Consider the following 13,308-nt stretch of genomic DNA (forward strand, 5'->3'; position numbering starts at 1 on the left):
ATCCTTCTCGTCTGTCATACCAGGCAGGCCAGCCTAGCCCGCCTGGCCCGGGGAGGAAACGCCCCCCTCCCCGAACACCTTGTCGACCAGGCCGACCAGGTTGTGGAGGGCCGGCGAGTCGTTGCTCGACCGCCAGGCCAGCCATAGCGGCATATCGCAGGCGGTGAGTTCCTCCAGATGCAGGAAGCGCACGCCCGGCATGGGGTGGGCGCTGCTGGCCGAGGGCACGATGGCGATCCCCAGGCCGGCGGCCACCATGCTCAGGATGGTGATGTTGTCGGCGCCGTACTGCACCACCCTCGGCTCAAACTCGAGGCGGGCGAAGTGGGCCATCACCCGATCGTAGTAGACCGGTGAGACGCTGCGAAAGCCCCATACGAAGTCGGCATCCGCCAGTTCTGCCAGCCGGCACGGCGGCGAGGCCGACCAGCGCGAGGCCTCGGGTACGGCGAGCATCAGGTGGTCGTGCTGCAGCAGGCGGGTCTCGAGGCCGGGCTGTTCGGCACTGTCCAGGTAGAGGATGCCGGCATCCAGGCTACCCTCCCGCAGCCGCTCCAGCTGGGGGCCCGACAGCAGCGGGAAGACCTCGAAGGCGACCTTGGCATAGCGATCGCGATAGCGCCTCAGCAGCGCTGCCACTTCCGGCACCCACAGGTGAGTCACCGTGACCCCCAGGCTGACCTTGCCGATCAGCCCCTGGCCCAGCGCCGAGAGTCGCGTCCGGATCCGGGTGCGCCTGTCGAGCAGCTGGACGGCCTCCTCAAAGAGCGCCTGGCCGGCCACCGTCAGGCTGACCCCACGAGCATGACGCTCCAGCAGTCGGGTGCCCAGGTCCTCCTCCAATAGTCTAACCTGCCGGGTCAGCGCCGGCTGGGCGACGTGCACCTGGCGGCTGGCCGCGGAGATGGAGCCGGTCTCCGCAACGGCAATGAAATAGCTGAGTTGGCGGAATTCCATGGTTGCCTCGCCGACAGATAAAGGGTGCCTCCGACTCTATCCATATCAATACGGCATGTCAACAATGCCAAAGCTATATTTTTTCTATCGCACAAGGCGTTTCATAGTCTCGGGACAACCCATAACACGTCTCGCCGTGTGCGAGCTGGACTCCCTCCATGAACAAGACCTATCACCTCCTCACGGGGCTGCACTTCGCGGTGTGCACCCTGGCCATGATCTGGCCCGGCGCCCTGATCGCCAACCGCATCGAGCCCATCGTGCTGGGCCTGCCCTTCCTGTTCTTCTGGTACATCCTGTGGATGCTGGTGCTCTTCGCCGGCATGTGGGTCGCCTTCGTCGTCCGTCACGGGGGTGGCCGTCATGAGTGATTCAGTGATCGTGGTCGGCATCACGCTGGTCTATCTCGCCGCGGTGCTGTGGGTCGGCCTGCGGGCGCGCAACCAGGAAAGCTCCAGCCTGGAGGGCTATGTCGCCGGCGGCCGGCACGTGGGCGTGGTGATCCTCTTCTTCATCCTCGGGGCCGAGATCTTCTCCGCCTTCGCCTTCCTCGGTGCGCCGGGCTGGGCCTACCAGCATGGCTCGCCGGGCTTCTATATCCTCGCCTACCTGTCGCTGGTACCGATCACCATCTGGGCCCTGGGTCCGCGGGTGGCGAAGCTGGGACGCGAGCGCGGCTATCTCACCCAGGGCGACATGATCGCCGACCACTACCGCAGCAAGCCGCTCGGTATCCTGGCCGGGGTCATCGGCGTGCTGGCATTGGTGCCCTACCTGACCATCCAGATCGCCGGGGCCGGCCTGCTGTTCCAGGCGGCCACCGATGGCCTGGTACCCTTCTGGCTGGGGGCCCTGCTGGCCTTCCTGGTGGTGGCCGCCTATGTGTTCGCCAGCGGCCTGAGCGGCATCGGCTGGACCAACCTGATGCAGGGCATCATGATGATCGCCATCGCCTGGTTCCTCGGCCTTACCATTCCCGAACGCCTCTATGGCGGCGTCGGCGAGATGTTTGCCCAGCTCCAGCAGGCCGCCCCCGAATACCTGACCATGCCGGGCGCCACCGACATGAGCTGGGGCTACTTCAGTACCGCCGTGCTGGTCAGCGCCTTCGGCGGCGCCATGTGGCCGCACCTGTTCATGAAGTTCTACTCGGCGGACAGCGGCAAGTCCCTGCGCAAGGTCAGTGTCTTCTATCCGCTCTACGCCTACCTGCTGGTACCGCTGCTGTTCATCGGCTTCGCCGGCATCCTGGTGTTCGCCGATGAGCCCCTGGCGCGTGCCGATACCGTGCTGCTGCGCATGGTGATGGATGTGGCCAACTTCTCGCCCTGGGTCATCGGCCTGATGCTCTCCGGCGCGCTGGCGGCCGCCATGTCCACCGGGGCCAACCTGGCCCATACCGCGGCCGTGGTGCTGGTGCGCGATGTCTTCGGCCCCACGGTGATGAAGGGGGCCAGCGAGAAGGCCTCGGTATCTGCCACCCGCTGGAGCGTGCTCGGGCTGTCGCTGACCGCCTATCTCTTTGCGCTGATCAACCCCGCCTCGCTGGTCATGCTGCTGCTCGGGGCCTATGGCCTGCTCGTCCAGCTGTTCCCGATGGTGATCGGCGCACTGTTCTTCCCGCGCCTGCGCCGCGCCAGCGTGATGCTTGGTGCCCTGGTCGGCAGCCTGGCCTATCTGCTGATGGAGTTCATCTGGAGCTCCCCGCTGGGCTGGCATGCCGGGGTCTGGGCGATCCTGCTCAACCTCCTCGTCGTTGCCGTCAGCCAGCACTTCAGCCAGCCGGCCTCCCAGGACCCGTCCGCGGCCCGCCAACCTTCTTGATGGATACGGAGACTCTCATGACCATGCACGCCCAAGATCCCGACCTGAAAGAGGCGATCGGCGCCCAGACCGACGCGGCCTTCGAGACGGTCCAGGCGCTCTATCGCCAGCTCCATCAGTATCCCGAGCTGCCTTTCCAGGAGCACGCCACCAGTGCCCGCCTGGCCGAGGCACTGGAACAGCTCGGCCTTGAGGTGACCCGTGGCGTGGGCGGCACCGGCGTGGTGGCGCTGCTGCGCAACGGCGAGGGCCCCACGGTGATGCTGCGCGGCGACATGGACGCCCTGCCGATCAAGGAGGAGACCGGCCTGGACTACGCCAGCACGCGCACGGCGGAGACCGAGAACGGCACGGTCCCGCTGATGCATGCCTGCGGCCACGACCTGCACAGCAGCTGCGTGGTGGGCACCGCCGCGGTGATGGCGGGGCTGAAGGAACACTGGTCCGGCACCCTGATGCTGATCTGCCAGCCGGCCGAGGAGATCTTCGGCGGGGCCAGGGCCATGCTCGATGATGGCCTCTACGAACGCTTCGCCCGGCCCGACGTGATCCTCGGCCAGCACAACATGCCGGCCCTCGCCGGCACCGTCGGCCATCGTGCCGGCGGCACCATGGCCGCCTGCACGAACCTGTCGGTGATGATCCACGGCGCCGGCGGCCACGGCTCCATGCCGGCCCAGACGGTGGACCCGGTGGTGATTGCCGCCCATGTGGTCACGCGCCTGCAGACCATCGTCTCCCGCGAGGTGCCGCCGGAGGAGACCGTAGTGGTCACCGTCGGCAAGCTGCATGCCGGCACCCAGGCCAACATCATCCCGCACTCCGCCGAGCTCGAGATCAACATCCGTAGCTTCGACGACGCCCTCCACCGCCAGGTGGTGGCGTCCATCGAGCGCATCATCCAGGCCGAGTGCGAAGCCGGCCGCTCGCCGAAGCCGCCGGAATTCCGCGTGCTCAACGAGACCATCGCGCTGCACAACGATGCCACGGCGGTGGAGCATGTGCGCAGCGCCCACGGCGCGCACTTCGGCGAGGCCAACCTCTACGCCATGCCGCGCCTCAACGGCAGCGAGGACTTCCCGTTCTTCGGCAGCGCCGAGGCCGGCGGCTTCGGCGGCGAGGATATCCCCTACGTCTACTGGTTCATCGGGGCGACCCCCGAGGAGCGCTGGCAGGCCACGCCGGGCAACGGCGTGGCGGAGAAGATGCGCCACCTGGAGATGCCCCACTCGCCCTACTACTTCCCGGGCAACGAGGTCACGCTGCGCACCGGCATCGAGGCCATGGCCGCCGGGGCGCTGGCCTACCTGGGGTAGCCTCGCTCGGACGGCGACGCCCGGCAGAACGGAAAGGGGGCGGCATCCCTGGATGCCGCCCCCTTCGTTGCGGGTGGGCTGTCGGGCACCGGCCGTGGCGGTCGCGCGGCGCCTGCCACCAGGTCTCGGCGGGTCAGTCGATCTTCAGCACCGGCTTGACGGTGGTGCCGTTCTTCGAGTCCTCGAAGGCCTGATTGATCTGCTCCGGCGCATAGAACTTCACCAGCCGGTCGAAGGGGAAGCGCCCCGCCTTGTAGTAGGCCACCAGCTGCGGGATGAAGACCCGCGGCACGGAGTCGCCCTCGATCACCCCGATCATCGACTTGCCCTCGGCCATCAGGTCCTGGTGCACGTCGAGGGTCACCTCGGGCGTCACGCCGACGATCGCCGAGACGCCCAGCGGACGCAGCGCCTGCAGCGACTGGCGCACCACCGCCGGCACCCCGGTGGTCTCCACCGCGAACTCGCTGCCGCCGCCGGTGATCTCCCGGATACGTTCGACCACGGCTTCGTGCTTGCCGTTGAGGGCATGGGTGGCACCCAGTTCCCGGGCCAACTCGAGGCGGCTGTCATGGACATCCACCGCGATGATGTGCCGGCAACCGGCGATGCTTGCCGCCATGATGGCGGAGAGCCCCACCGCGCCGCAGCCGTAGACCACGAGGCTCGTGCCGAAGTCGGGCTTGAGCCGGTTGAGCACGGTGCCGGCCCCGGTCTGGATGCCACAGCCCAGCGGGCCGAGCAGCGCCAGGTCCACCTCGGGGTCCACCTTCACCGCGTTGCGGGCGCTGACCACGGCATGAGTGGCGAACGACGACTGGCCGAAGAAGGTCGCCAGCGCCTCACCGTCACGGGCCAGGCGGTGGCCGCCGTCGTCCATGGCGCCGCCGAAGTTGAGCTCGTTGAAGGTGTCGCAGACGGTGGGATGGCCGGTCAGGCAGTGGCCACAGCTGCCGCAGTGGGCAAACGACAGCACCACGTGATCGCCCACCGCGAGCCCCGTCACGCCCTCGCCGAGGGCCTCGACCACCCCGGCGCCCTCGTGGCCCAGCACGATGGGAAAGGGCGCGATGCCGAGGTCCCTGGCCACGGCATCGGTATGGCAGACACCCGTCGCCACGATACGCACCCGCACCTCGCCCAGGGCGGGCTCGGCGAGCTCCACCGCCTGCCACGCGAAGTCACTCCCCTGCGCCGGGGTCACGGCCGCTTGAATCTGCATGGATCATCTCCTTCCTAGAAGGCCCCGCCCGGCCGGTGGCCGAGCGGGGATGGTAACGCTCCGGTGATGCCCCCCCCGCCGACGGCGTGACGGCCGGGGACGGCTCACAGGAACTTGGTCAGTTGCAGGCGCAGGGCGTCACCCTCGCTCTCCAGGCCCTTCAGGCCACCGGCACTGGCGTCGTACTCGTGGTAGGCGGCGGCCTTGAGCATCACCCCGGCCGTGGGCCAGAGGTAGCCCGCCTCGGCACCGATGGCATGACGCTCGGCCTTGGCGCTGGTCGGCGCGCCGTCATCGGCCTCCAGCTGCCAGGCGTCATAGCCCACCAGGCCGAGCTCCAGGCCGTTCTCCAGGCGATGGCCGATGCCCCACTCCACCAGCCAGCTGTCTCCCGGCGTGATGCCGGTGTCATCCTGCTCGGTCTTGATCTCGTAGCGCGACAGTGCCGAGACGTTCCAGCGCCGCTCGGCATCGAGGTGCCAGACGCCACCCAGGGTCAGCATGGTGCTACCGTAGCCCTTGCCCACCGAGGCCGGGTTGTCGGCCTCGAAATCGGCGGTGTCGAACCAGTGGCCGGCGGCGAAGGTAGCGTCCCACTGATCGCCGTGCCAGCCGAGGATCAGCGGGCCGACGAAGACGTCGCCGAGGCCGTCGTCCTCGAAGCGCTGGCCGCCGGCGACATCGAGGTCGAGCTCGATGTCGAGCATCGGCACGATCGCCTCGACCCCGTAGTCGGCCCCCAGGAACGTCTTGTCGGTGATCCAGATCAGGCGATGGGCCAGTGCCGTCACAGTGCCACTATTGTCACCCGGCACTGCAGTGCCCGAGCTGTCGTTGAAGTTGTCGACGTCGTAGTGGAGCAGGTAGCCCCGGTAGTAGAGGCCTTCCGGCGGCACAGCCGCCGCGCTCAGCCCCTCGATGCCGGGAGGGTAGTGGCCATTGACGGCAAGAGCGGGCGTGGCAAGGAGGCTGGCGCCCAGGGCGGCCAGCCAGACGGTTGTCGGATACTTCATCGGGTGTTGTCTCTCTTGTTGGCTCGCCCTGCCACCCCTGGGGAGGGGTGGCAGGGCCGTCGGTCGTGCTTAGAAGGGGTAGGCGCGCGGCGAATGCTGGACGCTGATCCACTGGTCGGTGGTGAACTCCTCGATGGCCCAGTCGCCGTTGAAGCGGCCCAGGCCAGAGTTCTTCTCGCCGCCGAAGGGCACGTGGGCCTCGTCGTTGACCGGCATGTCGTTGACGTGTGTCATGCCCGCCTTGATGCCCTGGGCGAAGCGTGTGCCTCGCGCCAGGTCGGCGGTGAACACCGCGCTCGAGAGCCCATACTCGCTGGCATTGGCAAGCGTCAGGGCATGGGCCTCGTCGCGGGCCTTCTGGATGCCCACCAGCGGACCGAAGATCTCCTCGCGACTGATCTCCATCTCCGGGGTGACGTCGCCGAACACGTGGGGCGGTACCAGCTGGCCGTCGATCTCGCCGTCAAGCAGGACGGTCGCGCCCTCCTGCCGGGCCGTGGCGATCTTGGCCTCCAGGCCCTCGCGCTGCCTGGCGTTGATGATTGGCCCGATCACCGTTTCCATGTCATTCGGGTCGCCGACCCGGAGCCCCTTGACCTTCTCCACGAAGCGCGCGACGAAGTCGTCATAGCGGCGCTCGTCGACGATGATGCGGTTGATCGCCATGCAGATCTGGCCCTGGTGCAGGAACTTGCCCATGGCCGCGGCGTTCACCGCCTGGTCGAGGTCGGCATCGTCAAGCACCACGAAGGGGCTGTTGCCGCCCAGCTCCAGGGCCACCTTCTTGATGTGCTCGCCACCGCTGCAGATCCCGCCGATGCGCCGCCCCACCGGGGTCGAGCCGGTGAAGGAGACCATCCGCGGCACGCGGTGCTCCACGAAGGCGTCGCCGATCTCGCTGCCGGCACCCACCACCACGCTGAGCAGCCCCTCGGGCAACCCGGCCTCCTCGAAGATCCTGGCCAGCAGCAGGCCGCCGGTGACCGGGGTGTCGCTGGCCGGCTTGACCACCACGGCGTTGCCCAGCGCCAGCGCCGGGGCGATGGAGCGCTGGGAGAGGTGCAGCGGGAAGTTCCAGGGGCTGATCACCCCCACCACGCCCAGCGGCTTGCGATAGACGCGGTTCTCCTTGCCCGGCACGTTGGAGGCGAGCGTCATGCCATGCACACGGCCCGGCATGCTGGCGGCCTCCTGGGTGATGCCGCGGGCCGCGCCCCACTCGACGTTGGCCTTGAGGCGGGTGCTGCCCGACTCGCGGATCAGCCAGTCGATGATCTCCTCCTTGCGGGCGTCGAAGATCTCCACCACCCGCTGCAGCAGGGCGCTGCGCTCGGCGGGCGGGGTCGCCGCCCACTCGACCTGGGCCTTCTCGGCCGCCAGGAAGGCGGCATCCAGGTCACTGCGATCCGCCAGGCGGATATCGAGCAGCGCGCTGCCGTCATAGGGGTTGGTCACCTCGGCACGGCGTTCGCTGCCGCCCTCGCGCCACTCGCCGGCGATGGGCTGGAGATGGAAATCGCGGTATGCGGTACTCATGGGTCACTCTCCTGTGGGATATCGCGGGCCGAGGGTCACTGGCGAATGCCGGACTTGCCGGGCGACAGGATGCCGTTGGGGTCCAGGGCATTCTTGAGGGTCCTGTGCACCTCGCGCAGCGGCTCGCCGAAGGTGCCGGCGACCTGCTCCATGAACTCGGTATTGGTGCGGTAGAGCCCGTAGCCGCGCTTGGCGAACTCGTCGATCAGCTCGGCGAAGCAGTCATGGGCACGCCGGGTCTCCTCCGGGTCCTGGCGGTTGTAGAGCAGGTCGATGACGTGGTGCATGTCGCGCCAGCCGACGATGTACTCGGCGACATAGTCGAAGCCGTACTTGCCGAGGATCTGCTGGGCCAGCTCGGTCTGGTCCCTGGTCTCGCTGCCCTTGGCCTGGGAGACCGGGGCGAACCACATGGAGCCACCGCCCCCACGCCAGTTGTAGAGGCCGAACTCCTGCAGGTTCATGTCGCCCTTCATCAGCGCCGAGCGATACTCGAAACCGCCGCCGCGCTTCTCGGCCTCCTCGCCGTACATGATCTTCGCCTTGCCGCTCGCCCCGAAGGCCTGCTCGACGATCTTCCAGTTGACCTCGATCTGCTCCGGGGTGCCGTAGAGCGCCGCATAGACGTTCCACTCGCCGATGCCTTCATCGGCCTTGATGCGCTCGATGGCCTCCCGCGGGATGGAGTCGCTGCCGTCGTAGTACGCCTTGCGCACCACGTGGGTGCCCGCGTCCCAGAGGGTATGCACGATGACCACGGCGTTGGGGATGATCTGGGCGATGCGCAGCGGGCGCAGCACATCGACGATCTCCTCGATGTCCTCGGGATCCTGGTACTGGATCAGGAAGGGACGATAGGCGGGCGGCTCCGGCATCAGCCAGAGGCCCATCTTGGTGACGATGCCGAAGTTGGACTGGGTGAAGAGGCCATCGATGTAGGGGCCATAGCCCCACTTGAAGACCTGCCAGGAGCTGGAGTTCTCGATGCCCCCCATGCCGGTGCGCACCACTTCGCCGTTGGCCAGCACCACCTCCATGCCGCACTGGAACATGAAGTGCTCGCCATAGGGGGTATAGCCCACGCCGCGGTCCAGGGTATTGCCCACCGGTCCTGCGATCGCCGAGGGGGCCGGGGGGTCGAGCCACAGCTTGAGGTCGTGCTTCTTGATGTAGTCGTAGAGCTGCTGGTAGGTCACGCCGGGCTCGAGCAGCGCCGTGCAGACCTCGGCATCCACGTCGAGGATCCGGTTCATGCGGTGCATGTCGAGCATCACCTGGCCGGTCTCCCCCGGGGCGGCGGAGCCGTAGCCCAGGTTCTTGCCAGTGGAGATGGTCCAGATCGGCACCTTGTACTCGTTGCAGGTGCGCACGATCCCCTGCACCTGCTCGGTGGTGGTGGGCAGCAGGGCCGCCGAGGGGATGTAGTCCGCGTCGTCGCCGGCCATCATGATCTTGGTATAGGGCGCGAGCTGGTCGCTCTCGGTCAGGACGCTGTCGGCGCCGAGGATCTCGCGGAAACGGGCCAGGGCGGCATCGAAGTCCGCCTCACTCACGCCCTTGGGAAGAATGCGCTGTGTCGTGCTCATGGATGGGTCTCTCGATTGTTGTGATGGGGGCTCAGAGCCGAACCAGGAAGCTCAGCTCACGGGCATTCACGGCCTCGCTGGCGGCGCGCGTGAACTGCCGGGCATGGCGGGCGGTGCTGCCGGCCAGGGCCAGTCGGGCATACTCGCGTCCCAGGGCGGCCTGCCAGCTGCCGGCCTCTACCGCCAGCGGCGCCGCGACCGGGCCGCGATGGCTCAGCAGCTGGTGGCGTCCCGCCTCGTGGCGGCCAAGCGCCAGGATACGGCCTCGCCCGGCCAGCAGGCTGGTCAGCAGCACCAGGCCCGCCTCGTCGGTGAAGCCCGTCGCCAGGGCGCCGGCAGGCAGGGCGTTGAGTGCCAGCGGGTCGAGGCGCCCCTCGTAGCGCGGTGCCCACCCCTGCTGGCGCAGCCCAAGCCCCAGCTCGGTGGTCGAGCGGTCGGCGCCGTAGAGGCGGACCGGGCCATGCACCGGTGCATCAGCGAGCCCGCGCTCCGCGGCCCAGGCGGCGCCCAGGGAGAGCGGCACCGCGGAGCCCAGCAGCAGGCCGTTCTTCAGCAGCTGTCGACGTGTCAGGTTCATGGCGTCACTCCTCGCCGCCCTGGGCGGGCGCGTCGTCCAGGTCACCGCGCACCAGGGCCTGGATCAGGGCCTCCAGCTCGGGGTCGCTGATCTTGGCCGCACGGAAGGCCGGCATGGCGGCTCGGCCGTTGCGCACGGTCATCCGGATATAGTTGCCGCGGGCCTCCCAGGCCGCCTCGGGGAAGGCGATGGTGATCTCGGGGCCGACGGCCTTGTCCGGGGCGTGGCAGTGGGCACAGACCTGGCGGTAGACCTCGGCGGGGTCGCGAACGTCCGACTCGCTGTCGGGGGCTGCCGAGGCTGCCACCGGCAGCAGCAGGGCCGCGAGCAGGGCAAGGGGCATGTGTCTGAGCGAGGGGAGGTGCCGGCAGGGCACCGTTGTTGTGTTGTGCATGTCAGTGTCACCCGTCTGTTCGTCAAGGGCATGTCGCCTTCGGAGCACACCGACACCAGCGTCTTAGACTTTGGTATAAATCAAGAGGTTAGCATCGGGCTCCACGCCAATTAGCTGTCAAAAACCGTGCCGTTATCGGAAAAACCCTTGTCATCAGGGCACTAGGCGAGTCTCCAGGAACCGAAATGTCCGGATTGCGGACACCTGTTCGATTCTATGGCTCAACCATTTGATGAGCCCCTGAGCAAATGATGAAGGCCTCACTTCCTCAGAATAGCCCGTTCCCCCTCTCCTCGGGGCGGGGGGTGATATCCTCTTGCCTTGATCCGAGACAGCTGGAAGACGTCATGTCCGCCTCACCCCCCGACTACCCCAGTGCCCGCGACCTCATGGATGCCCTGCGTTTCCTGCCGGAGGAAGGCCAGATCTGGCTCGGCGAGCAACGCATGCTGCTGATGCCGCTGGCGGCCTCGTCCTTCTTCCGCAACGAGCTGGTGACCACCCTGGGCATGGAGCGCGCCCGCGGGCTCTTCATGCGGCTGGGCTACCACTCGGGACTGATGGATGCGGAGCTCGGCAGGTCACTCAGGGGAGACGACCAGGCACTGGAGGAGAGCTACCTGGCCGGCCCCCAGTTGCACGCCCTGCAGGGCCATGTCCAGGCGGTGCCGGTGCACCTGGAGATGGACCTGGAGAACGACCGGTTCTACAGCGAGTTCATCTGGAAGGGCTCCTTCGAGGTCGATGTCTGGCGCCCGCGAGGGCCCCAGGCCGAGCCCGTCTGCTGGACCCTGCTGGGGTACGCCTGCGCCTATGCCAGCCACCTGCTGGGCCGCGAGGTGCAGTTCCGCGAGGTCAGCTGCCGCGGCTGCGGGGATGCCGAGTGCCGCATCGTCGGCAAGCTGGCCGAGGAGTGGCCGGACCATGAGGCCTTCGCCGAGCACTTCCGCGAGGAGCCCCTGATCGATGAGCTCTACGAGCTGCAGGCGCGCATCGCCACCCTGGAGGGGGACCTGGCCCGCACCCGCGGCCAGGAGGACTGGGCGCCCATCGGCTCGACGCCGGCCTTCCAGAGGATGCTCGCCATGCTCGACAGCGCGGCGCCCTCCGAGGTGCCGGTGCTGCTGCTGGGCGAGACCGGCACCGGCAAGGAGATCCTGGCCCGGCGCCTGCACGACCAGAGCCATCGCGCCGAGGGCCCCTTCATCGCCGTCAACTGTGCGGCCATCCCGCCGGAGCTGATCGAGTCGGAACTGTTCGGCGTCGAGAAGGGGGCCTACACGGGCGCCGTGCAGTCGCGGATGGGACGCTTCGAGCGGGCCGACGGCGGCACCCTGTTCCTGGACGAGCTCGCGGAGCTCTCGCCGCGTGCCCAGGCCGCCCTGCTGCGGGTGCTGCAGGAGCAGCAGATCGAGCGGGTCGGCGCCCAGGCGGTACGGGACGTGGATGTGCGCATCGTGGCCGCCACCCATACCGACCTGCTGCGACGCGTCGAGGAGGGCAGCTTCCGCCAGGACCTCTTCTACCGCCTGAACGCCTTCACCCTCACCGTGCCGCCCCTTCGCGAGCGACGCGAGGACATCGCCGCCCTGGCGGAACACTTCCTGTCACGCTTCGAGCACCACTACCAGCGCCGCACCCTGGGCTTCTCCGACCAGGCCCGCTCGGCCTTGAGCCAGTACCGCTGGCCGGGCAACATCCGCGAGCTCAAGAACAGCGTCGAGCGGGGGGTGATCCTCACCGCCGACCACAAGCGCATCACCGAGAAGGCGCTGTTCGGTGACTATCGGGTCCCCACCCTGGCGCGCGAGAAGGGCCAGGGGCTCGATGCCTCGGGCATGCTCACCGCCTCGCCGGGTGGCGCGCCCGTCGAGGCGTCACCGCGGGAGCGGGTCCGTGCGCTGATCGAGGCCGGCATGACCCTGGAAGAGGTCGAGCGCACCATGCTCGAGACGGCCCAGGCCGACAGCGACGGCAACATCACCGCTGCCGCCCGCCGGCTGGGCATGACCCGCGCCGCCTATGCCTACCGGCTCAAGAAGCACGGCATGCGGTAGGGCCAGGCCGTAGGGCAGCGAGGGGATCACCCCGGCAACGCAGAAGGCCCCGCCAGCCCGAGGGGGATGGCGGGGCCTTGCGCTGGAGTGAGCGCCGGTCAGACCTCGAAGCGTCTAGAAATCGAAGAAGACCGTCTCGCCCTCGCCCTGCAGGCGAATGTCGAAACGATAGCGCACCTTGCCGTCGACCTCCTCGCGCCGGGCGATCAGGGTCTGGCGGCGGGCCGGCGACTCGATGCGCGAGAGCACCGGACATTCGGCATTCGCCTCGGCCTCATCCTCGAAGTAGAGGCGGGTCTGGAGGTGGATATTGATGCCGCGGGCGAAGAGACTCAGGTTGATATGCGGAGCCATCAGCAGGGCGCTGCGGGCACTCGCCAGGTCGTTCTCCTTGTCGTCGATGGCACCGTGCGCCTCGTCGATGCCATCCACCCGCACGCGACCCGGCTTGACGGTCCTGAGGGTCCACTCGCTGCCATGCTCGAAGGTGGTGGCGGTGCGCCCGAAGCTGTTGAACGGCTTCTCGAGGTCATACTCGCGCTGGTAGACACCCTTGCTGTCCGCCTGCCAGGCCTCGAGGAAGGCGTCACGTACCAGGTCGCCGTTGCCGTCGATCACGGTACCGACGATCTCGATGTGCTCGCCCTCGGCCTCGGGTCTGGCCATCTCGTTCCAGATCTCCTCGTCGCGGATCGGGTTGCCGGCCGCGGCCAGGGCCAGGCCGATGTGGACGTAGGGCCCGGCGGTCTGGGAGGCGGTCTCGCGCAGCATCAGCTCGCTGGCGGGCTGGGAATTGGGCTGTTTCATGGTCTGGTTACCCCGTCCT

At 68.1% G+C, this 13,308-nt stretch carries 12 protein-coding genes; 4 read left to right on the forward strand and 8 right to left on the reverse strand.

The features are described from left to right. Positions 1-33 precede the first annotated feature (33 nt). The gene (locus tag SCI24_RS02880) at positions 34-957 is read right to left on the reverse strand and encodes a LysR family transcriptional regulator (protein WP_318723902.1); all 924 of its coding nucleotides are present in this window, start codon (positions 955-957) and stop codon (positions 34-36) included. Positions 958-1,115: 158 nt separating this feature from the next. Between SCI24_RS02880 and SCI24_RS02885 the strand changes: the two genes are divergently transcribed. From SCI24_RS02885 to SCI24_RS02895, 3 genes are read left to right on the forward strand one after another with little or no spacing between them, the layout of a single operon-like run. Then, positions 1,116-1,328 carry a hypothetical protein gene (locus SCI24_RS02885; RefSeq protein WP_318723903.1) on the forward strand — a complete coding sequence of 71 codons (213 nt, stop codon included), beginning with the start codon at positions 1,116-1,118 and terminating at the stop codon, positions 1,326-1,328. Then, positions 1,321-2,781 (forward strand): sodium:solute symporter family protein, encoded by a 1,461-nt coding sequence (locus SCI24_RS02890; protein WP_318723904.1) that lies wholly within the window; start codon positions 1,321-1,323, stop codon positions 2,779-2,781. The genes SCI24_RS02885 and SCI24_RS02890 overlap by 8 nt, the downstream gene beginning before the upstream one ends. Positions 2,782-2,798: 17 nt before the next feature. Then, positions 2,799-4,097, forward strand: a complete 1,299-nt coding sequence (locus SCI24_RS02895; RefSeq protein WP_318723905.1) for an amidohydrolase — start codon at positions 2,799-2,801, stop codon at positions 4,095-4,097. 133 nt (positions 4,098-4,230) lie between these two features. On the opposite strand, the gene SCI24_RS02900 is transcribed toward SCI24_RS02895, so the two are convergent. From SCI24_RS02900 to SCI24_RS02925, 6 genes are all read right to left on the reverse strand, one after another. Next, positions 4,231-5,319 carry an NAD(P)-dependent alcohol dehydrogenase gene (locus tag SCI24_RS02900; protein ID WP_318723906.1) on the reverse strand — a complete coding sequence of 363 codons (1,089 nt, stop codon included), beginning with the start codon at positions 5,317-5,319 and terminating at the stop codon, positions 4,231-4,233. Between the two features lie 104 nt (positions 5,320-5,423). Then, positions 5,424-6,332, reverse strand: a complete 909-nt coding sequence (locus tag SCI24_RS02905; RefSeq protein WP_318723907.1) for a transporter — start codon at positions 6,330-6,332, stop codon at positions 5,424-5,426. Positions 6,333-6,401: 69 nt separating this feature from the next. Beyond that, positions 6,402-7,868, reverse strand: coding sequence for an aldehyde dehydrogenase family protein (locus tag SCI24_RS02910; protein WP_318723908.1), 1,467 nt, complete (start codon positions 7,866-7,868; stop codon positions 6,402-6,404). Positions 7,869-7,903: 35 nt separating this feature from the next. Then, on the reverse strand, positions 7,904-9,454 hold the full coding sequence (locus tag SCI24_RS02915) for an FAD-binding oxidoreductase (protein WP_318723909.1): 1,551 nt from the start codon (positions 9,452-9,454) through the stop codon (positions 7,904-7,906). A gap of 31 nt (positions 9,455-9,485) precedes the next feature. Beyond that, positions 9,486-10,031 carry a hypothetical protein gene (locus SCI24_RS02920; protein ID WP_318723910.1) on the reverse strand — a complete coding sequence of 182 codons (546 nt, stop codon included), beginning with the start codon at positions 10,029-10,031 and terminating at the stop codon, positions 9,486-9,488. A 4-nt stretch (positions 10,032-10,035) separates the two neighbouring features. After that, entirely contained in the window at positions 10,036-10,425 is a 390-nt protein-coding gene (locus SCI24_RS02925; protein WP_318723911.1) for a cytochrome c, read from the reverse strand. Positions 10,426-10,772: 347 nt separating this feature from the next. On the opposite strand from SCI24_RS02925, the gene SCI24_RS02930 reads away from it, so the two are divergent. Next, complete coding sequence (locus SCI24_RS02930; protein ID WP_318723912.1) at positions 10,773-12,482, forward strand: sigma 54-interacting transcriptional regulator; 1,710 nt, start codon at positions 10,773-10,775, stop codon at positions 12,480-12,482. Between the two features lie 114 nt (positions 12,483-12,596). On the opposite strand, the gene SCI24_RS02935 is transcribed toward SCI24_RS02930, so the two are convergent. Next, positions 12,597-13,289 carry a protocatechuate 3,4-dioxygenase subunit alpha gene (locus SCI24_RS02935; protein WP_318723913.1) on the reverse strand — a complete coding sequence of 231 codons (693 nt, stop codon included), beginning with the start codon at positions 13,287-13,289 and terminating at the stop codon, positions 12,597-12,599. Between the last annotated feature and the right edge of the window lie 19 nt (positions 13,290-13,308).

This window comes from Halomonas sp., assembly GCF_033549285.1.
Lineage (GTDB): Bacteria > Pseudomonadota > Gammaproteobacteria > Pseudomonadales > Halomonadaceae > Halomonas.

What these genes read in the sequence shown, in the direction of transcription:
- SCI24_RS02900 (WP_318723906.1), bottom strand. Translation starts at nt 5,319, where the DNA reads ATGCAGATTCAAGCGGCCGTGACCCCGGCGCAGGGGAGTGACTTCGCG.
- SCI24_RS02920 (WP_318723910.1), bottom strand. Translation starts at nt 10,031, where the DNA reads ATGAACCTGACACGTCGACAGCTGCTGAAGAACGGCCTGCTGCTGGGC.
- SCI24_RS02930 (WP_318723912.1), top strand. Translation starts at nt 10,773, where the DNA reads ATGTCCGCCTCACCCCCCGACTACCCCAGTGCCCGCGACCTCATGGAT.
- SCI24_RS02915 (WP_318723909.1), bottom strand. Translation starts at nt 9,454, where the DNA reads ATGAGCACGACACAGCGCATTCTTCCCAAGGGCGTGAGTGAGGCGGAC.
- SCI24_RS02905 (WP_318723907.1), bottom strand. Translation starts at nt 6,332, where the DNA reads ATGAAGTATCCGACAACCGTCTGGCTGGCCGCCCTGGGCGCCAGCCTC.
- SCI24_RS02880 (WP_318723902.1), bottom strand. Translation starts at nt 957, where the DNA reads ATGGAATTCCGCCAACTCAGCTATTTCATTGCCGTTGCGGAGACCGGC.
- SCI24_RS02935 (WP_318723913.1), bottom strand. Translation starts at nt 13,289, where the DNA reads ATGAAACAGCCCAATTCCCAGCCCGCCAGCGAGCTGATGCTGCGCGAG.
- SCI24_RS02885 (WP_318723903.1), top strand. Translation starts at nt 1,116, where the DNA reads ATGAACAAGACCTATCACCTCCTCACGGGGCTGCACTTCGCGGTGTGC.
- SCI24_RS02910 (WP_318723908.1), bottom strand. Translation starts at nt 7,868, where the DNA reads ATGAGTACCGCATACCGCGATTTCCATCTCCAGCCCATCGCCGGCGAG.
- SCI24_RS02925 (WP_318723911.1), bottom strand. Translation starts at nt 10,425, where the DNA reads ATGCACAACACAACAACGGTGCCCTGCCGGCACCTCCCCTCGCTCAGA.
- SCI24_RS02890 (WP_318723904.1), top strand. Translation starts at nt 1,321, where the DNA reads ATGAGTGATTCAGTGATCGTGGTCGGCATCACGCTGGTCTATCTCGCC.
- SCI24_RS02895 (WP_318723905.1), top strand. Translation starts at nt 2,799, where the DNA reads ATGACCATGCACGCCCAAGATCCCGACCTGAAAGAGGCGATCGGCGCC.